Here is a 20,425-nt window from a genome sequence, read left to right on the forward strand (position 1 = left end):
AAATGTTAATGGTTCGGGTGAAGGTGCCTGTGATGGGCCGGCTGCCGATTGCATGGCAGCCGGCCCATGGGTGTGCGAAGTGGCGCCCGGGAGGTGTGCGTGCCGCCTTCCGAGTGTTTCTGCTGGTGAAACGAGTCAGAGGTGTACGCCGAGAGGCCTCCGGACTCTGTGAGTGAACGTGCAGGAGTGGTCAGACTGAGGGGGAGGTGCCGTCGGGGGGTTCCTGGAGGTACTGAGCCATACGAGGAAATCTGTCGATGAATTCATCTGCGCACGGGTGACCCTTGAGAATGTCTGCCGCCACCTTCATTTCTACGATGCCCATTGCGATGTCGAGCTCAAGAGTGCTCAGACCCCGCTTCGAATCCAAGTCGTATTCGTAATATGCATCCATTGATATCCCCTGTTGTCGTCGATTGGCATGCAGGGGATGCATTGAAGCACAAATTGACCCCCCGTGAAAATTAGGTGCATGAAAATCTCAGGTAAAGCGTCTCGCGAAATTACGGTAGCAGGTCTTGGGTCCGTGTCGCTAGTGCTTTGATTTTCGCGAGGAGGCGCTTGCGGGGGGTCGCGCTATGGCTATACCGGCCCTCGATTCTGATTTTGGGCAGAACTCTGCCGCCCGATTCCTCGAAGTTGCGATTCGAGATCTAAGGCGAGGTGAAACTCTCCACCGCTGCTCATATTAATCGACTGCCGACCGCTGGGTCAACAGTGAGTGTCGGTAACGGCCGCTCCCGGATGGGGAGTTGGGCGCTCCGGATGTGTAATTCGATCCAAAGTGGCGAAAAAGCGGGCAATTGACCCATGAGTGCAAGCGGCCAGAGGGTTCGGGTTCGATCAACTGTTGGTTGACGGTACCGGGCGCGTCAAATTAACCTCCTGGGCAGTCGCCTGCGTGGCGCAGGCGACTCTGAGGGGAAGAACAGGTGGCAGGTGGAGACAGGTGAGGAGTTCGGGCCATGGTTGGCTCGACAGCTCAAGCTCGCGGGGAAGACACAGGCCGAACTGGCTGACGAACTCAAGTTGACCCGGGCCGCTGTGTCGGCGTGGATCACCGGCAGGTCGACTCCTCGCCCGACCGTCATGACAGAGATCGCCAAGGCGCTCGGTACGGATGTAGGCACGGTCCACACTCGCACCACCGACACCCAGGCCGGCCTCCCGGTCACTTGGTACCACCGCCCCGGCTACCCCGACGGTGGACGTGACATGGGCAATGCCGCTGCCTTCGCCTTCGACGCCGATGTGCAGGTTCTGGCGCGCGAGACCTGCCAGAACAGCCTCGACGAGCGGCTGACGGAGAACGGCCGCCCGGTCCGGGTCCGTTACACCCTGCACGAGCTCACTGGCGAGGCGCTGGATGCCTTCCGTGAAGCGATCCTCTGGAACGATCTCTTTCCGCACTACGCCGCCGTATCGAAGGCCGCCAGTAACCAGAAGGTCGGTCGGGTCGTGGACGCCGGAGTGCGCGACATGTACGAGAGGGGCCGCTTGGTCCTGCTGCGTGTCGACGACTACAACGCGTCCGGGCTCATCGGTGACGACTACGCGGACGGCAAGTTCGCCGCCGTGGTGAGACGTCAATTGGAGAGCCTCAAGTCCGGGCACGCGGCCGGCGGTTCGTACGGTTTGGGCAAGGCGACGCTGTGGGCAACCAGCGCCCTCGGGCTCGTAATCATCAACTCCACTCTGTCCGTGCCTCACGAGGGACGCACCGAGCGACGGGTCATCGGCCGGCTCGAACTGCCCTGGCGTGAGGTGAACGGTGAGCCGTACGCGGGCCCCGCTTGGTTCGGACGCCCCGATCCCGATTCGCCCGGTGCCAGGGTCGCTCGTTCCTGGTGGGCTGACGAGGAGACCGTTGCCCGCCTGCATCTGGCCAGGGAGAGCGACGAACCTGGTACTTCCTTCCTCATTGTGGGCGCACACGACGTGGCCAGTCTTGAGGCGAAGTTCGACGCCGACGACGAGCCCGTCGGTGATATGGAGGGCGACGACGAGGACACGCGTGACATCCGCAAGATGCACGGCCGTCTGGTCGAGGCGCTGGGGCGTGACTTCTGGGCCGCGATGACCGGCGGGGGCAGCAGGCTGCCCCTCCTGGAGGTCTCTGTCCGTGCCCTGCGGAACGGCAAGGAGGTCGTGCCGGAGAAGCAGGTGGACCCGTCTGCCGAGCAGCCCGCCCGGACTCGTGCCCTGAGGGCGCACTACGAGGGCACCACGGTGGATCGCCTCACCGAGGCCGGGCAGGTGGCGGCGCGGAGCGTTCCGCTGAAGCTGCCGCTCTCCGGCGGCGCCCCTGGCACGCTCGGTACGCACCAGGCGGTCCTGCTGGTCACCGAGGCCGAGGGGGACAGGGACGGAGACGGGGGCAAGAATCAGGTGCACTCCCTGCGCGGCAACCGCATGACCGTCAAGAGGACCGGGGTCCCGAGGCTGCCGCTCAGCACCAACCCTTTCCAGGCTGTTCTGCTGGTGGGCGAGGCAGCCGGAGAATCGGCTCCCTTCGCAAAGGAGGCCGAGGAATTCCTGCGTGCGGCGGAACCACCTGAGCACGACCGCTGGGGTCAGACAGAGGAGCTGACTCTGCGCTGGTCGCCGTCTGCATACCGGCGGATCAACGCGCTGACCGCCGAGGTCAACAGCGCGGTCAGGGAACTCGTCGCACGGCCGAAGCGCAGCAGCCGCGAGGGCGGTGAGGCCGTACGCAAGGCGTTGACCGTGAGAACGAGGCCCAAGGCCAAGGCGCCCGCCGGGCCGGTGGTTCCGGTGCTGGACAAGCTCGATGCGACAGTGGGCGACGACGGGGAATGGCGGATCACCGCCGAAGTGAGCATCCCGCGTGGCGACGAGATCGTCCCGATGGTGCCGGTCGCACAACTGGACGTGCGTTCCGGGGGCCGTCCGAAGCTGGAATGGGCGGAACTCATGGCCGTCGAGGGCTGCGAGGTGGAGGGCGGGACCCTGCGCTTCCCGCCCGGCACGCGGCGCGCGAAGTTCCGAGGATCCACCGACGTCACCAGCCATCCGGTCAGGACCACTCTGACCCGGCTCGTCCTCGAACTCCGTGCCGGCAAGGGGGAGTGACGCGTGAAGATCTACCCGTACAAGCGGCTCAACCGGCCGATCACGCTCAGGGTGACCTCAGTCTCCCTCAAGCTCTCCGACGGGACCCGCGATCAGCTGGAGACCACCGCGTACTCGACCCAGCAGCGGGCCGTTGCGCTCGGCATTGCGGGCCACACCGACTGGGTCAGTGCCACGATCGCCCTCTCGGCGACGCTGCCGCCTGGGGCGAACGCGCCGGACGCGGCCTGGTCCGATCTGTGTGTCCTCGCCGTGCTGACGGACGGCGAGACCAATGTCCGCACCTCGGCCGAGCTCACGCGCGATGCAGAGGACGGCCGGGACTGGTCGGGCTCCATGGAAGTGCTCCGTGACGACCACGTGGGGCGAGCTTCCCTTGCCGTGTACGCCGTCGGGACCGTGGACGGAGTGCGTGGACGGTCGATTGCCGAGACCGACCAAAACTGGATTATCGACACCGTCTCCGACGAGCCGGTGCGTGGGCTGCAACTGGACGTCCAGACGGCATCGTTCAGGAGAAGCTCCCGGGAGTGGCTCCAGGCCTACGCCGACGCCCCCTGGATCGTGGACGCCTCGGCCAGAGTCCCCACCGTGTATGTGAACACCGATGTCGAGGGGGTCATCGGTCTGTTGGACAGCAACGGCTCAGGTATGGACAGCAAGGTGCGTGACCTCCTGGTCGCTCAGATGGCCACCGACGTCTGGACCGCGGTGTTCCACGGTGCCATCGGCGATCTGGAGGTGGAACCCGGCGGCGGACCGGTCTTCCCGACCGACTGGCAGGGCGAGGTGCTGAGGGAGATGCTCCCGGACGTCGTTCCCGGCGTCCATGTCGAGGAGGCCCTGCGACAGGTCCACCGCCGGCGCACCGGCGACTCGGGGTGGGTGGAGCTCCAGACGCGCATCCATTACGCGGCGGTTCGCCGCGCCGATGCCACCAGAGCGCTCGCCTACGTCATCCGCAGGCTGGAACAGATGAACCGCGAGAGTGAGACGTGATCACCCAACCGAACCACGTACCGGAGCGCCTGGGGCTGCTCGCCACTTCGGCCGTCGATCCGTTCCTCACCGAGGAACTACTCAAAGGCGAACAGGTTCACGGCGGCATCGATCTTGCCAAGGTCGTCGAGCCGTTCCCTGAGGACGACCCCAGGTGGTGGGTCGAGCCGATCCGAAGCCTGGTGGAAGACGCCATGTTCGAGTTCCGGGAGGACCGCACCCGAGCTGACGCGTGGCTCGCGCCACGGCTACATGCAACGCTGCGCCTGACACGGCGAGAGGCGGCGGACAAGCGTTTGTGGAACCACATCGCCCTGGCGGTGGCCCCCGACTACGTCGCCTGGCGGCACCTGTCGGAACCGACGGCGAAAAAGCCGGAAAGGCGCATCGCCGCAGAACGGTTCCGTGGCCCTGCGGACCGTCAGTGCTTCTCCCGACTGTGGTGGGCGGCTGAGCTCTTCCGCAACGGGCCGGACTACGAGCCGGTCGAAGCTGCGTGTGGAAATCAGGATCTCATCCACACCGTTCTGCGGCTCGAGCTGATCGATCACCGTCCCACCGCCCAGGCATTGGTCCGCCTTCTGAAGAGTGGACAGGTCTCCACCGGGCGGGATGTCAATGGCCTCAGCGTCGCGATCAACGCGGCCGGAGCGACCCTGATCTACGATATCCTCGCGCCTGACACGCCCCGCGCCCCACTCCATCTGCGCGACTGGATCGCGGAAGCGGAATCCGCGCCGCCCGTCGAGCGGTACGAACTCCCGAAGGGCCCCGACGAGGATCCTGTCCCGGAGGAGTCCGTGGCCGCGCTCACCAGCTACTTTGCAGAGCTGTTCGAGACCGCGCCGGTCAGGGGCAGGAAGCTCGGGGATTGACCTGGCGCCGGGCTCGGACTACTTCGCCGCCGCCTTCTTGCCCTTGCGAGGGCGCAGGGAAGAAGGCGGCGGCACCTGGTCCTTGGCCTGCGGGCACCGGTCGGTGCAGGCGTCGGCGGCCCCGCAGCCGTTGCTTCGCAGCTTGGCCCGCTGTTCATCCGTGGCCGGTTGCCACGGCTTCCTCAGCACCTCCGGGTCCGGCACGGGGAGTCCGAGAGCGGCGCTCAGCAGGTGCGCACCGAACAGGGGCGGTACGGCGTTGCCCACCTGCTGGGCCTGCGCCGTACCGGACCACGGATAGTCCGGCGGGAAGCTCTGCAGCATTCCTGCCTCGTTCATGCTGAACCGCGGTCCCTCGTAGACGATGTTCTCGTCGAGGTGCTCGAAGACCACGAAGCGGGAGATGCGGCCGGTGACGGTGGTGGCGGGCTGTTGGTCGGTCCGCACTCCACGCCTCCCCGGGTGCCCGGAACTGCCGTAGTTCGAGCGGACCAGGAACGGAGTGACACGACCTGGATGTGAGCCCACCGGGTGCGCGAGAGCATCACGCATCGACCTCCAGGGCAGCAGGCCCTCGTCGCTCCCCGATGCGGCGGCCTCATCGAGGGTCGGCTGATGGTTCTGGTCTGGGGCCTGGTCGGGTTCGCTCGATCCCCTCTTCCGGTTCCATTCCTTCGCCTCGTAGGAATGGTGGGTAGGGGAGGGGAGCGAGGGCTCACCGAGTCCTTCACGCCGAGCGATCAGTACCGCGCGGGATCGCGTCTGCGGCACCCCGTAGGTCTCGGTGTCGAGGACGTCGACGACAACCTTGTATTTGGTCCCGTCGGGGAGTCCTGTCTCCTCCAGTACCTTGGCGTAGTGCTTCCAGAGCGGGGCCACCGCGGGCACCTGCTCCAGGACGATGACGTCGTACGGGCGGTTCTCCCTGTTCGGGCTCCGGGTTGCCTGAATCGCGTATCGGAGTGGTTCGAGGACCAGTGCGGTGCGTGGATCGGTGAGAGTCTTCAGATCCTCGTCGATCTCCTGGTCGGAGTCGCCTCCCATGAGCCGCTCGATGTACTCCTTGACTCTGTCCAGCGCTTGGCGCCCGGCGCCGTGGCCAGCCACCGAGTACGTCTGGCACGGAGGGCCTCCGGCGAGCACGTTGATCTCCGGCGGCAGCGTCTCGAAGGCATCCCTGCGTATCGCGCTCACATCGGCGTGGAGGGTGTCCAGCCCGGCGGCGTACCGGGTCAGGCATGCGCTCCTGTCCCATTCGATACCGAGACTCGGAATGTCGAGTGAGTGACCGGCGACGTCCAGCCCTCCGGGACCTGCGAAGAGGTCGAGGACGAAAGGCTGGTCGAGGATGTGCTTATGGGACGCCGTGCTGGTCATGTGGCGGAAGTCTAGCCGGCCGAAGGGGCTGCTGGATCCGGAATGAGCGCTGCGGCCACAGCCTGTCCCAGCGCCTTCCCCACGGGCGGTGGTGTCGCGTGGCCGATCTGGCGGTACCGGGGGGTCTTGCGCCCGGTGATCTCCCACGTCTCGGGAAAGCCTTGCAGCAGTGCCGCCTGCCCAGCCGTGATCTTCACCATGTTGTCCTGGCCGAGTCCGGGAGCCCATACGAAGTCCGCGTCGGGTATCTCGTCGCCCACGGTGTGACCGTTGACACCCATGGTCTCCCAGCTCCGCTTGGCCCCCGTCGGTCCCAGATCTGCACCACCCCGATTCTTCGAGCCGCCGACCAGGGTCGGAGCCGGTCGATCGGCCTGGGCAGCCCAACGGCCGGCGTCCTGCCAACCGCGTGAGGCCATGGACGGCCCCAGAACGGCACCGACCGTCGCCGGCTGCTGCACAGTCGGTGCCGGCGGCCGGAACGCCCCGGCCCACTGTCGCTCGATGGCGACCAGGACGCCCTGTTTGCGGTTCTGGGGCACGCCGAAGTCGACGGCGTTCACGACGAACCAACTGAACTCATAGCCCAGGTGTGCCAGTTCGGCCCGGGCGAAATCACGAAACTCCTGATACGCGTCCGAGTGCGCGAGCCCGGGAACGTTCTCGATGAGTACCGCACGAGGCCTGATCGCATGGACTAGGTAGACCGTGGCCCTAAGCAACCGCTCCTCCGCACGCGAATCGGCTCGTCCGACGGTCGCACTCGACTTCACTCGCGGGAGGCCGGCCGAGAGAAGATCCACATTGAGGCTCACAGGATGCTCGGTCGGGTCGAAGTCCATCAGGTCGGCGTGAAGCACGTTCCATTGCGGCCGGTTGGCCCGCAGAGTGCTGACAGCGAGTTCGTCGTCGTCCAGCAGCAGGCGCGGCTCGAACCCCGCCTGTTCCAGCCCGAGGGCGAGCCCACCCGCCCCTGAGCACACATCGACGAAGGTCAGCCCACTCATTCTCTTCTCCCCCCGGTCCCTTCCGTCCGCCGCCGCTCCACGGCCGCTTCCACCCGTAGGGCCACTTCCTCGGGAGCTTCGTGCTCCCAGAATCGCAGCACTGTCCAGCCTTCCGCGATCAGATGCTCGGTCGTCTCCCGGTCGCGAGCCATGTTCCGATCCAGTTTGCGGCGCCACCAGTCCGCGTTGGCCTTCGGGTGAGTGGCGTGCTGAGGGCAGCCGTGCCAGAAGCAGCCGTCGATGAGTACCGCGACCTTGGTCCGGGTGAAGGCTACGTCGATCCGTCGCCGGGGCATGCCTGGCACGGGGTACTCCACGCGGTAACGCAGTCCGGCCGCGTGCAACAGCCGTCGCACGGCCAGCTCGGCCTCCGTGTCCTTGCTCGCCTGCTTGCTCATGCGGGCGGAAACGGTAGGAGAGGAGGGGATGGCATCTGGCACGGGAGCATTTTGCCGGCGGAGGTGGATCGGCGTGTAGCCGGGGAAGGAACAACCTCGCTGGAGCGGGCTTCATCGGGGAACGGGTGCGGCCCGCTTCGGTGGCGGTGTCGCGCTTCCGCCGCCGGCGTCAAGAGCGCTCCCCCTCCGCTGCGGGTCCGCGTCGGCTGTGCCGATGGATCTTCGTGCCACCCGTGACCCGGATCGTGGAAGCACGGGTCGGAAGCGAGCGGGAGGAGAGTGCCCGAGGGCGGCCTATACGCCGTGGCCGGTGTTGCATGGATGCGGCGGGCCGCATCCCACTCCTGCCATCACGATCTTCGATGGCTCGGCCCTTCCGTCGCGGACGGCGCCTCGGCTGTCGCCCTCTGCCACGGGACGGAGCAACGCAACACCCGCAGTGCGCGGTGCCGCACCGGGCCTGGGAGGCGACGCGTTCACGGCACTGCGGTGCGGGCGGTGGCCGCACGGCGCATGGTTCCTGTGCGGCCACCGGATCCTTCCCCCGGCGGGATGTCGTTGGCCCGGCTCGTCGTACGAGCAGCCCAATCCGTGTTCGACGCTGGAACGACGGAAGTCGGTGCTCCGCGCCTCGACCACCGGCTGTGCCGGCCGTCGGGGGACTACCGGACCGCCTCATTCGGCGGGGAGGCGAGGTCGCCGACGGTGCGGCGGAGTATGTCGGCCAGGTCTCGGCGGTTGGTGACGCCGAGCTTGCCGTAGGCGCGTTGCAGGTGGTTGCTGACCGTCCGGGGCGATAGGTGAAGGGCGGTGGCGATGTCGTTGCTGGAGGCGCCGCCCGCGGCGAGCAGGGCTATTTCTCGTTCACGCGCGGTGAGGGGTGCGGTGGTCTCCGCTGCGGCCAGCAGCGGTGTCCTCGCGCCAGGGCAACGTCGCGCGCAGATCGTGGCTCGCGTTGTCGCGTTGGCGGCACGCCGGGTCTGTCCTGTTCGTAGCCATGCGGTGGCGGCCGCGGTCGCGGCTTCCGCTGCCAGCAGGTCCGCTCCCAGGGCTTCGAGTTCTTCCGCGGCGGCGAAGAGCCGGTCGGGGTCGTCAGCCGCCAGGGCGGCGGCGAGGTGGGCCCGGGCCTGTCCCAGGGCGCCGTCACATGTGCCGGCGAGCTCAGCCAGACGATCGGTGACTTCTTCGGCGCCGCCGAGCCGGGCTACGTCTGTCAGGAGCAGCGCCTCTGAAGTGACATGGCCGCCTTGCCGGGCGCTCGAGGCGGCCTCGGTCAGCACCGCCCGGGCCGCGGCCAGGTCGCCTCGGGCGGCGTGGAGCCAGGCCTCGCCCAGCCGCTCCTCGCCTCTGAAGAGTCCGCTCATCGGGTGGGCCAGGCTCTCGGCGACGATGGCCTCAGCGGTCTCGATGTCGCCCATCTGCGCGTGCGTTGCCGCGAGAACCGAGTCCATGAGGCGGGTCGCGAAGGCGACATTCTGAGAATGGGCCTCCGAAGCGGCCTCCGCACAGAGATCGCGCGCTTCACTCAGGTGACCGGCGATGAACTCGGTGCGGCAGGTGAAGAAACTCGCCCACAGGTAATTGGCGGGCGATCCGGCGGCAACCGCCTGCGAAATCGCGTCCCGGCCGGTCGTCCGTGCCTGTTCGAGCTTCCCTGTCTCCGTCAAGGCCACCGTGAGGCCGTGAAGCTGGGCGGAAGGGTGCTGGAACAATGCCTTCTGGTCCATGCGGAGGTGGGTGGCGTATGCTTTCGTGGCGAATTCCGAGGCAGCGGCTGCTTGGCCGGTGAAGGCCATGGCGAGGCTCTTGCAGAGCGCGCTCACGAGCCATACGTCGAGTATGTGCTCGGAGTCGATCGCTGCTTCGAGGTCCGCCATCGCGTCCAGCAGGCTCAGGCCGAGGACCGGTTCCCCGGTAAGGCAGCGTATGTAGCCTTCGTTCGCCTGGATGGCTTTTTTGCCGATGGTGCTGCCCATGTGGTCCTTGCCCCAGTCGTTCACCCTCAGGGCTTCGCTCGTGCGGCCGTGCAGGAGGAGGGTCAGAGCTCTCGCCCGGACCGTGACGATCCGTTCCGCTTCGTTTTCCGCGGCCTCGCACGCTCTCGCGAGAACTGTTTCCGCCTCTTCGAACTGATGAAGACTCGAATGGGCTTCACCGAGGAGCAGGCGGGTGGCGGTCGTGTGGTGGGTCTCGGGCAGGGCCTCGAGCAGGGTGACGACCTGCCTGTAGTCATGCGCGTGCCGGGCGAGGGAGGCGGCCTGACTCAGCAGGCCCGGTTCGGCGGTGCCGGTGGCGGTGAGCTGCCAGGTGGCCAGGTGCAACGCGTCGTCACGCCGGCGTGCGCCATGAGCCAGGGTGCGCTCGTACTGGTCTTGCAGCAGGGTCCGGCGGCGGAGGGAGGGGATGCCGGCGCGAAGCACCTCTCCGTAGAGGGGGTGGGCCAGTTGCACGGTCGTGCGGCGCCGGCTCGTGGTGACCCGGATCAGCCCGGCGGCCTCGAGGTCGGTCAGTACGTCCAGAGACGCGGTCGCCTGAGCGTCGGCGAGCGGCAGCGGTTCGCACAGAGCCAGCAGCTCCAGGATCGGAAGCGCTGCCGGACCTCCGGCCAGGAGGCGGGCTTTGATCAGTTCTGTGAGTTTGGGGGTGCTGGTGAGCAGGTCCATGGTCAGTTCCCAGACCATGCCACGGCGAGTCAGCGTCCCGGCTCGCAGCGCACCGATGACCAGCTCGCGCAGGTAGAGCACGTTGCCCTGGGAGACGGTGTGCAGATGCTTCAGGGTGCGGTGGCCGGTCGGGCCGCCGAGTACCTGGCGCAGCAGGTGGTCGGTCTGTTCCTCGCTCAATTCGCCCAGATCCATGCGCCACACGGCTTCCGGGCCGGTCAGAGCGGCGACCGCTTCGCTGGCCGGCTCTCCGGTGCGCACGGTGCCGATCAACCGTATGACGCGGGCGTCCAGCAGCTGGCGGAGCAGAACGGCCGAGGTCGCGTCCAGGAGATGCAGATCATCGATGAACACCGCCCACCTGTGCCCTCGCGGCCCGGCCAACGCGGCGGCGACCTGGTCGAAGCCCCGTACCGGGTCGGACAGGTCCACATCGGCCGGCAGAAGGTGCGCGATCGCCCCCAGCGGCACCGTCGCGGCGGCTGCCGACGCGGTCGCCCGCAGCGCTTTGGAACCCGAAGTGACGGCACGCGCCAAGCACTCCTCGGCAAGCCGTGTCTTGCCGACGCCGGCCGGACCGCACACCACAACCCCTTGGCACGACCGGTCCGCCCACGCCCGGGTGAACAGCGCCATGTCCCCGTCCCTGCCGACCATCGGCCAGCGCGAGGCGCTCAGCTGCGCGTTCACGCGCGGCCTCCGAACGGCGCTCGCGCCCGCGGCTGCCACCCGCCGTGGCCCAATCTCTCCATGTCCACCCCTACGCCCCCTGCAGACCTCGCCTCCGGGGTGTCGATGAGCCACGGTGGCGAGAATCGGCTGACTGGATCAAGCGCCTCAAAGTACGGCATCTTGCGCGTCCAGGCGATAGCGGAATGTGTTGATCTTGAATTGGGCGGGCGTGGCATCGGCAGGTCCTGCCACGGGCCTGCCATGCGGGAGTTGATCAGGCCCGCTCGGCCATGGGAGATGTTCTCCCAGGCCGAGCGGGCCGTCGTCGAGCGGGTGGACCGGTGCTGAGGTGTACCGGCTCCGGTCCTGGTCGCCGGCAGCCAGTCGGCAGCCAGTCGGCAGCCAGTCGGCCGCTAGTCGGCGGCCACGGTCGGCTGCGGCAGCTGGTCGATCGCCGCCACCCGGCCGAAGTCCAGCTTGATCAGCTGGTCGGCCAGGTCGAAGTAGCGGTCGTCGTGCGTGATCACGATGACCGTCTTGCCGCGCTGCTTCAGGTCGGCCAGGATCTCCCGGTAGAACACCTCACGGAAGCGTGGCTCCTGATCGGCGGCCCACTCGTCGAACACGTAGATCTGCCGGTCCTCGAGCAGCGCCGTGAGCAGGGCCAGCCGCTTCCGCTGCCCCTGTGACAGGGCGGTGGTGGACAGGCGGCCGTTCTCCACCGTCACCTTGTGCGCGATCTGCATCTCTTCGAGGTACCGCCGCACCTCACCGTCGAGATCCGGCTGGTTGAAGCCCGGGTAGTCCTCGAACAGGTGGAAGTCCGAGAACACCGCCGACACGTTCTGCCGGAACCACTCGATGTTCTCGTGGGCGATGTGCTCCCCGTTGAGCGCCAGGTGCCCGGTGCGCGGCACGTACAGTCCCGTGATCAGCTTGGCCAGCGTGGACTTGCCGCTGCCGTTGCCGCCCACGACGAAGGTGACCTGGCCGGGTTCGAAGACCAGGTTGAGCGGGCCGAGCCGGAAGCCGGAGCCGTCGTCACCCGGCGGCGGTCCCATGGGGGCGGGCAGGCCGTTGCCGAAGCTGTGGTTGATCCGGTGACGGCCGTTGACGTCGGGCGGCGGTGACGCCGGACCCGCGCCCGGGGCGGGCGGACGCCCGCCGCGGTGCCCCGCGGGATGACCGGCGTGCTCCCTCGGCGGATGTCCCCCGGGACCCGGCTTCTGGCCGCCCGCGAGATGGGGCGGAGGCTGGGTTCCGGGCGGCGGAGGGAACGGCGAAGGCGGCTCCGCCGCGTAGTTGTAGCCGACGTCCACCAGTTCCAGCCGCGCCTCGCCCGCCGGCGGCCTGTCGCTGTAAGGCAGGCTGTCCTCGTTGTGCATGGTCTCCAGCGACAGGTTCATGGAGCGGATCTTCGCCAGCGCGACGTCACCGCGCAGCAGGTCCGGGATCCGGTGCATGAAGTTCTGCATCGGCATGGCGAGGAAGGTGGTGACCAGTACGTACCCGACCATGACATCGCGCTCGAAGTTCATCGCCTCGGCGAGCACGAACAGGACGAGGGCCATGGTCGCCAGCTGCATCATCTGCCCGAAGCCCTGGGCCACCGAGAACTTCGAGCCGGCTCTGACGTTCTGCTCACGCAGGGTGTCGGCCGATCCGAGCAGATGACGGGTCATGAAGTCCCGGCGCCGGATGCGGTGCAGCTTGAGTTCCTTGATGCCCAGCGACACGGCCTGGTAGGAACGCAGCAGCGCGTCCTCCTGCTCCCGTGCCTCCCGGTAGATGCGCCGTACGCGCTTGAGGATGACTTCGACGCAGGCGATTGCGAGCAGCGTGGCCGCCACCGTCACCGCGAAGACGACCCCGGAGACGGCCGCCAGGAACGCGAAGCAGCCGATGATGGTGGCCGCGTCGATGCAGATGCTCGGAATGGCCGTGGCCGCCTGCGACAGTGAGCGGACGTCCTCGGTCAGCGTTGCCATCAGGCGGTGCGTGCCCAGCCGTTCGAGATGCTCGAGCGGGGCCGAGACGATGCCCGCGCTCAGGTCGGTCCGCAGCCGGTAGATGGCGTCCTGGGCCAGACGGATCAGCAGAATCTGCGACAGGACACCGCCGGCCAGGATGACGAGTCCGGTCAGGACGAAGCTGTGGACCGTCACGCCCGGATGCGGTTCCGGTGACACGACGCCCCGGATGAGCATCACCAGATAGGTGTTCGCCGCACCGCAGACCAGGCCGGCGGCGATGACGGCAGCGATCCGCATCCTGGATATCGAGATGAGGTACCTGATGAGTTGCATGGTTACCGCTCTTTTCGTAGGCCGCGATCAGGCCGGAATTCGGCGCTCACTGCCGGACGATGTCGAAGACGATGCCTTCGAGGGTGACGCCGGGCGCGAAGGAAAATGCCACACCGGTCGAGATCTGCTTGTCCGGCTCGGCCTGGGAGATCATCTGCTCCAGGACGAAGACGAGCGATACGCTGAGCATGTTTCCGTGCCGGGCGAGCAGGTCCCAGCTCGATGCCGCCCGGTCCTCGGGAATGCCCAACGAGCGCGCCGATTCCTCGATGATCCTCGGTCCGCCCGGGTGGATCGCCCAGAGATCGACGTCGGACTTGTCCAGTCCGTTCCGCTCCAGCACTGCCGACACCACCGGGTCCACGCCCTGGTAGATGTACTGGGGGAGGTCCGGCGACAGCTCGCACGTTATGCCGTTGTCGTTGACGCCGAGCACGATGCCGTCTTCCGCGCCGTCGAAGAGGTGGCTGAAGGTGTCGCGGATGACGACCTTGCCGGGCGCCAGCGGCTGGTGCACCTGACCGGCACCGATGACGACCGCGCCGCACCCGTCGCCGAACAGGCTGTGGGTGATCACGTCGTTGACGTCGTCGTCGAAGACGGCGTTCACCGAACTGAGTTCGAGGCACACCACCAGGGCCTTCTTGTCCGGGTGGGCGCGAACGTAGTCCACCGCGGTGCGCATGCCGTTCATGGCCGCGGCGCAGCCCATGAAGTTCACGACCACCCGGTTCACCGTCGGGGACAGCCCCAGCTGCTTGATGAGGGCGACGTCGACGCCGGGCGCGATGAAGCCGGTGCTCGTGACGAAGACCAGCATGCCGATGTCCGACGCCGGATCCTCCAGAGACGCGACGGCGCGGCCGGCCACGTCGACGGCGAGCGGCACCGCATGACGGTAGAAGAGGTTCATGCGGTCCCGGATGGTGCCGACTTCCTTGCTGAACTTGAGGAAGTCGGGGTCCAGGGGGTCGATCGCCAGGTGACGCGAGGTGATCCTGGTCCTGCGGTACAGCCGCGGGATACGGCGTCGCTGCGCGGGCTCCGAGAAGAGCGCGGCCACCTGCTCGGCGACCTCGGCCTGCTCGAAGTCGCGGTCCGGCGAGCCCGTCGCGATGCTCTCGATCACGCCCACGGTGGTCAGCGGAGCCGGCGGCAGCGCACCTCCGATCGGGTCGTGGCCGGGGACACGTCCGGCGATGCCGGCCGCGGATTCAGAAGACGTGAAGCCGTCACCGATGGTGATAGTCACGGATTTCTCCTCTGCATGGAATGAACGGCGAATCGGGCGAGCGCCGATGAGATGAGGCGCAGTCGAGCTCGATCGCCAGTGAAGTTTCTTTGAGTGACAGCCTCAGACGGTGCCGATTCCGGTGAACCCCTGCGCCGCGTATACGACACACTGCTTCAGGGCGAGCGGCGAGAAATGTTCGCGCCAGAATCCCCAGTCCTTCTCCACGGCATCGTCCGAGGGTGAGAGCAGATAGGTGTTGATCTGCTTGGGGAAACGGTCGGTGAAGAAGCTCTTGGCCGGTATCCATTCGACCCCGAACTTCGCCGCCTCCTCACGCAGCACGTCCTCGGTGACGATGTTCGCGAAGCCGCTGCGCTGATACGGCAGCACGTGATGCACGCGATGCGAGCTGAGGCCGGCCGACAGGAAGCAGTCGACATAGCGGTTCCCGACGACCTTGAGGTCGTAGGCCTGCTCCATCTGGTCGACGGCCCAGTCCTCGGTGTTGTGGACCAGTTCCTCGGTCTCGACCTCGAAGTCATGGCTGGCGACCACGAGGAACGTGCTGATCCACATGGTGATCAGGAACTGGAGCACCCAGGCCCAGAGGTCCCCCATCACGGCGAACAGGACAAACTCGCCCACCAGCAGGAAACGCACGCCGAACGAGCCGATGAAGTGCGGCAGCGCTCCGCCCCACGTCCCGTACATGTCCTTGACGCCCACCTTGCGGGTGAGCCGGCAGACATCGAGAAGCCGGATGATCATGCCGGTCATCGTGTGACCGAACTTGTGTACAGTGTGCAGCGGAATGCGGAACAGCCGTGGCACCCGCATCATCATGGTGAAGACGTTCTTCTTTATGTCCACTTCGCTCTGCGTGAACGGGTGGTGCAGCAGTGCGTGGCCGTCCGCGGTCACGAACGACAGAGCGACGTAGTTGAGGTCGAACGCATTCACGTAGATCTTGTTCATGCCCTTCTGGGCACGGTGGATCGCGTAGTGGCCGAAACCGGCCATCGCGCTGCGCAGCAGCACCATGGCGATCACGAACACCGGCAGCGGCATCCAGCTCCGTTCGAACAGGCGCAGGCCCTGAACGGCGAAGTACAGGACGGCCAGTATCGCTACCGTGATGTTGAAGTAGCGGTCCATCCGCCTGATGCGAGCGGCCATCTCGCGCTGCTTGAGCCGGGCCTTCACCTTGTGAAGGAGGTCGTCCTTGTTGTCGAAGCGGTACTTCGGGGTGTCGCGCCAGCTGTCGAAGTCCTCGCTGAAGAGGAACGCCGGGGCGTTGGCCTTCGGGTGAATGTCCTCCGGCAGTGCCTCACGGCCCAGCGAGTAGCGTTCGAGCATTCTCGCGACGGCCTCGGGGTTCTTGTGGTAAGAACCGACGATGGCGGTGATGTCACGGTTCTTCGTGCGTCCGATGAAGAATTCGCCGCCCGGGTGCTTGGAAATCCATTCACTCAGGTCGTAGGCTTTTCCGTCGTAGACCCAGACGTTGGAGATCGGCGGCGGGCCGTCCGGGTGAGGAGGCCGGCGGAACTCCTCCGGCTCGGCCTCCGGCCGGCCGGTCGGCTCGGCCTCTGGGCGGTCAGTTGTCGTCATTGCATTCCTCCCCGCCTGATCTCGCAATCAGTGCACCGGTTGGTTTTCCTGCGTTCAAGCGGTACGTGGGGCCCGCCGGAAAGTGATTCGCGTGTCTGCGTGCGTAGAACAATGTGCTGCTCCGGCAGTCTCGGAACCTGAAAACGAAAGCGGCCCGGGGCGCGGTCTGACAGGCGTCGCCGCCATTCCGCGTCCCCGGGCCGGCATCCGCTCGCTAGGCGGCCGGGTTGGGGATGGAAACCGGGGTGCCCCACTTGGACAGCATCACCGTGATGGTTCCGTCTCCCTGCTTCACCACGGCCTTGACCAGGTTCGGAGCCTTGTCCGGAGAGCCCTTGTCAGGAGGAGAGGCCTTGCCCGAACCGCTCGGCGGCGGGACGTCCTTGATCCAGACGGTGATCGGGAGGGGCCCGCCCTTCTTGCCGGACTGGGGGACGATGAAGTCGATCACCGAGGCGTCCACGGTGCCGCTGATCTTCACCGTGTCGACGCCGTCGACCTTCTCCCGGGCTTCCGACTTGGGGTTCTTGATCTGGGCGATCACATTGGCGATGCCCTTGTCCTTGTCGAGGATGACACCCGGGTCGTAGACCTTCTCCGCCGGCCCGACCGGCTGGTACGCGGAACCGTCGCCGGCGTACAGGGTCTTGTTCGAGACGACGAACTTGGTGTCGGTGAAGTCGGCCTGCTTGCTGGTGCGCACCCGGGCCTCGCCGGCCGCCTGCCCCTGGCCCTTCACCTTGTTGGTGACGTCGGCGTTGACCTTCTCCACCGGCAGGTTCGGGATGTCGGCGACAGCCAGGTTCAAGTGCACGTCGTGCAAGGTCTGGGTGGTGCGCGCGCTCTCCGCGACGATGCGCGTGGCGTCCGGCAGGGCGCTGGGCTTCGAGGGGCCCGCGCCCTTGTCGTCGCTGCTCGAACAGCCGGTCAGCACCGCCGCGGACGCAGTCGCCGCCAGCGTGATCGTCACCAGGCCCAGCCGTCTGCGCTTGGCAGCGAGCGTGCTGGATATGCCATCAGCCATGACAGTCCCCCGAAAATCTTTGATTACGTCATTGAGCAGGAAAAGCCGCTACCTGGCTGCGGCATACGCATCTCACGCATCGGGACGACGCGTGCCAGGAAGCTCGCCAGACCTTGTGAAGCCGTCATCTGACCAGTGGTCACCAATTCACTGATTCAGGTGGTCTGCGTAGCTGATCCGTACGGATGCAGACAGTACTTGACTTTTCGGCCAAGGGGTGTGCTCTGCACTGAGTACTTGTTACTCAATTTCTGCGACGACCCTTGAGGCTGTGCCGGCCGCGGTGGGGGGAGTCGGGCCGGGACGGCAGGGGTGGGGCCGGGACGGGAAGGGTCCGCCCGGGACTGCCGGGACTGCCGGGGCGGGCGGGGCGGGTGGCGTGGTGGCTTTTTGGTTCGACCGGAGGAAACCCGGGTGATCGGCGGGGCCCGGCGTTCCTGGGCCGGCCGTGCCCCGGGGGGCCGAGGGGGGCGGGGCGCCGGCTGTTACGCCCCGTGGCACTCCCCGTAAGCCCGGCCCGACCCGCACCAGCAGGCCGCGCCCTTCTGCGGCGGCCACACCGTCGCCCGGCCCCGGGCTGCCAGGGTGGTCGCGTACTGGGGTAGCAGCGACGGGTCCGCCGGGGAGGTGCCCTCCGATGCGGCGAAGGCCTCGTAGGAGGGGACCGTGCCCGTGACGATGCCCAGGTTGGGGGTGCCGGAGGCCGCCAGCTCTCGCAGCGAGGCCTCTATCGTCGCCAGGTGGCCGGCGTGGGAGGGGTACTCCTCCGACAGGGACGGGTACGCCGCGAGCAGTTCCGTCAGTTCGGCGGCCGGCCAGTGCAGGACCGCCACCGGGAACGGGCGGGAGAGGGCTTCGCGGTAGGTGCCCAGTTCGGCGCGGAGGCGGGAGATCTCCGCCGCGAGTTCCGCCGGGTTGTCCGAGCCGAGGGACCACACGCGCTTGGGGTCGTGGAGCTCGTCCAGGGAGACGGGCGAGGAGTGCAGCGTGTCCGCGAGGGCGTCCCAGTCGTCGTGCGCCGCGCCGAGCATGCGGCGGACCCGGTGGCGGCCGAAGAGGAGCGGGTGGGTGGAGTACGGGGGTTCGGGGACGTCCGTCAGCAGCAGGCGGACGCCCTCCGTGAACGTCTCCTGCGCCGCCTCCAGCTCGTCGTGCGACTCCAGCGCCTCCGCCACGATCACCCAGGGGGCCGGGTCCCGGGGCGCCGCCGCGCGGATGCCGGTGATGATCGCGCGGGCTTCCGCCTCGTGACCGTACTCCCACAGGTTGGAGGCCTTCAGGGCCCGTACCAGGTGGGGGTTCTCCAGACCGTCCTGGGACGACAGCAGGCGGTCGTAGAGCGCGGTCGCGGCGGGGCGGTCGCCGGCCAGCTCCAGGTGGGCCGCGGCCCGCAGGAGCAGCGCTTCGGAGTCCTCGGGATACAGGCCGGCGGTCCGCTCCAGGCGGGCGGCTTCCGCGGTGTGGTCGACGTTCTCGGCAGGCGTGTCGGGGCGCATGGGTGACACCGTACTGCCGACCACCGACACGGGGAGAGCCGTCCCGGCTCCAGGATGCGCTGCTGCGGGACGGCGCTCCACGCGCGGGCCGGCCGGACTCTTCCCGGCTACCGGGCAGACCCTGTCCGGTAACCGGAAAGACCCTTCCGGCCGCCGGCCACACCCTTCCGGCCGCCGGCCGGACCGTCCCGGCTAGATCGTCACCCCGTCGATCTGCAGCGTCTGCACCGACTTCGCCGCGAACGGCACCGCCACCGACTTCCCGCTCAGGTACGTGTCCGCGTACGCCTTGTACCGGTCGCCGCCGGTCGTCACCGTGTTCCAGCGCGGGACCAGGCCGCCGGAGCCGCCGCTGACGGTGGTGAAGCGGGAGAGGTCGAAGGTGAGGGTCTGGGCGGAGGCGGAGGTGTTCGCGGCGACGATCACCAGGCGCCGCGCCGACGCGTCGTAGCCGGCCGCCGCGTAGCTGACGCCGGTGTCGAGGATCGTCATGCCCGGGCGGATGTGGCGGCTGAACTGGGCCATGACGTAGTACTTCGTCTGCACCGCGCCGGGCTGCAGCGTGCTCGCGTCGTAGGCGATCATCGCCCAGTTCGCGGACGGGTCCATGACCTGCCAGTAGACCCAGGCGGTGGGGTGCAGCCAGCGGAAGTCGTAGAGCAGGTTGCTCGCCATCGTCATGCCGGTGCCGTCGTTGTCGCCGGTCTCCGAGTTCCACAGGGCCTTGCCCGCGGTCGTCACGACGTCCGTGTAGAGCAGGTCCCGGCGGCCGCCCGAGCCCTGGTAGCCGTGGACGTTGACCCGGTCGACGTATCCCTTCGTCGTCGAGCTGAAGGAGTTGAAGGTGGTGCGGGCCAGGTCGTAGCTGGTCTCGTCGGACGCCGCGATCCGCGTGCCGGTCAGCCCGCGCTTGTCCAACTCGCTGCGCAGGTAGGGCAGTACGGCCGACTGGACCGTCGCGTCGATGTGGCAGCCCTCCTGGGTGCCGGTCGCCGTCCACCAGCTGGAGCTGGGCTCGTTGAAAGCCTCGACGGTGGAGAAGGTCACGCCCCAGTCGTTCTTCGCGCGCAGGGCGACGGCGGCGAGGTGGGAGGCGTGCTGGCGGTAGTTCCAGGACTGGAGGTTGTTGCCGCCGTCGGCGGCGCCGGACGGGTTGTGGTTGTAACACATCCACCACATGGGGGAGTTGGCGAACAGTTCGGTGACCGCGCCGCGTTGTGCCGCCTTGACCAGCATCGCGCGCTGCGTCGCGTCGGCCGTCCAGTCCCACGCCGAGGACGTCGGGTCCTCGTTGTTCCAGTCCTGCCAGTAGCCCTCGATCTGCTTGAAGGCGGGGATGTTGGGGGAGACGGCCATGCTCTCGCCGCCCACGCTGTTCCAGCTGCACGCGCCGAGGTTGTAGCGGGCGATGTTCAGGCCGAGGCCGGGGAGTGCGGTGCCGTCGTAGTTCACCGACTTGGTGGTGAAGAAGATGTCGGCGAAGTCGTCCCGGGCGCCGAACACGTTGGCCCACCAGGCCAGGGAGGTGCCCCAGCCCTCCCAAGTGCCGTACTTCGTGCCGGGGTTGACGGCGACGGTGGCGTCGGCGTGGGCGGTGCCGGTGGCGAGCGCGCTGCCCAGGAGGGTGCCGCCGGCCGCGGCCAGCAGGGTTCTGCGTCGGATCATGGATG

General features: G+C 67.5%; 13 protein-coding genes. 3 read left to right on the forward strand and 10 right to left on the reverse strand.

The window, feature by feature from the left end; all coding sequences use genetic code 11:
• Positions 1–939 precede the first annotated feature (939 nt).
• The 3 genes from AB0G63_RS15740 to AB0G63_RS15750 are packed head-to-tail and all read left to right on the forward strand — an operon-like array spanning position 940 to position 4,967.
• A complete protein-coding gene (locus tag AB0G63_RS15740) occupies positions 940–3,093 on the forward strand; it encodes a helix-turn-helix transcriptional regulator (protein WP_360750112.1) in 2,154 nt (717 codons plus the stop codon).
• A 3-nt stretch (positions 3,094–3,096) separates the two neighbouring features.
• A complete protein-coding gene (locus tag AB0G63_RS15745; protein WP_360750114.1) occupies positions 3,097–4,092 on the forward strand; it encodes a hypothetical protein in 996 nt (331 codons plus the stop codon).
• Positions 4,089–4,967, forward strand: a complete 879-nt coding sequence (locus tag AB0G63_RS15750) for a DUF6339 family protein (protein WP_360750116.1) — start codon at positions 4,089–4,091, stop codon at positions 4,965–4,967. The genes AB0G63_RS15745 and AB0G63_RS15750 overlap by 4 nt, the downstream gene beginning before the upstream one ends.
• Positions 4,968–4,985: 18 nt before the next feature.
• Here the strand turns inward: AB0G63_RS15750 and AB0G63_RS15755 are convergent, their stop codons facing one another.
• The 10 genes from AB0G63_RS15755 to AB0G63_RS15800 all read right to left on the reverse strand — a co-directional run bounded on the left by AB0G63_RS15755 (position 4,986) and on the right by AB0G63_RS15800 (position 20,420).
• Positions 4,986–6,344 (reverse strand): DNA cytosine methyltransferase, encoded by a 1,359-nt coding sequence (locus AB0G63_RS15755; protein ID WP_360750118.1) that lies wholly within the window; start codon positions 6,342–6,344, stop codon positions 4,986–4,988.
• 11 nt (positions 6,345–6,355) lie between these two features.
• On the reverse strand, positions 6,356–7,351 hold the full coding sequence (locus AB0G63_RS15760; RefSeq protein WP_360750120.1) for a DNA cytosine methyltransferase: 996 nt from the start codon (positions 7,349–7,351) through the stop codon (positions 6,356–6,358).
• Positions 7,348–7,749 (reverse strand): very short patch repair endonuclease, encoded by a 402-nt coding sequence (locus AB0G63_RS15765; RefSeq protein ID WP_360750122.1) that lies wholly within the window; start codon positions 7,747–7,749, stop codon positions 7,348–7,350. The genes AB0G63_RS15760 and AB0G63_RS15765 overlap by 4 nt, the downstream gene beginning before the upstream one ends.
• Before the next feature lie 662 nt (positions 7,750–8,411).
• Positions 8,412–11,102 carry a LuxR C-terminal-related transcriptional regulator gene (locus AB0G63_RS15770; protein WP_360750124.1) on the reverse strand — a complete coding sequence of 897 codons (2,691 nt, stop codon included), beginning with the start codon at positions 11,100–11,102 and terminating at the stop codon, positions 8,412–8,414.
• 395 nt (positions 11,103–11,497) lie between these two features.
• Entirely contained in the window at positions 11,498–13,390 is a 1,893-nt protein-coding gene (locus tag AB0G63_RS15775) for an ATP-binding cassette domain-containing protein (protein WP_360750126.1), read from the reverse strand.
• A 46-nt stretch (positions 13,391–13,436) separates the two neighbouring features.
• Positions 13,437–14,642 carry a 3-oxoacyl-[acyl-carrier-protein] synthase III C-terminal domain-containing protein gene (locus AB0G63_RS15780; RefSeq protein WP_360750128.1) on the reverse strand — a complete coding sequence of 402 codons (1,206 nt, stop codon included), beginning with the start codon at positions 14,640–14,642 and terminating at the stop codon, positions 13,437–13,439.
• Between the two features lie 102 nt (positions 14,643–14,744).
• Positions 14,745–16,235, reverse strand: coding sequence for a cytochrome b5 domain-containing protein (locus tag AB0G63_RS15785; RefSeq protein ID WP_360750130.1), 1,491 nt, complete (start codon positions 16,233–16,235; stop codon positions 14,745–14,747).
• A gap of 214 nt (positions 16,236–16,449) precedes the next feature.
• A complete protein-coding gene (locus tag AB0G63_RS15790) occupies positions 16,450–17,259 on the reverse strand; it encodes an LppX_LprAFG lipoprotein (RefSeq protein ID WP_360750132.1) in 810 nt (269 codons plus the stop codon).
• Positions 17,260–17,744: 485 nt separating this feature from the next.
• Entirely contained in the window at positions 17,745–18,755 is a 1,011-nt protein-coding gene (locus tag AB0G63_RS15795) for an SEC-C domain-containing protein (protein ID WP_360750134.1), read from the reverse strand.
• 192 nt (positions 18,756–18,947) lie between these two features.
• On the reverse strand, positions 18,948–20,420 hold the full coding sequence (locus AB0G63_RS15800) for a glycoside hydrolase (RefSeq protein WP_360750136.1): 1,473 nt from the start codon (positions 20,418–20,420) through the stop codon (positions 18,948–18,950).
• Positions 20,421–20,425 lie beyond the last annotated feature (5 nt).

This window comes from Streptomyces sp. NPDC020996, from assembly GCF_040641355.1.
Lineage (GTDB): Bacteria > Actinomycetota > Actinomycetes > Streptomycetales > Streptomycetaceae > Streptomyces.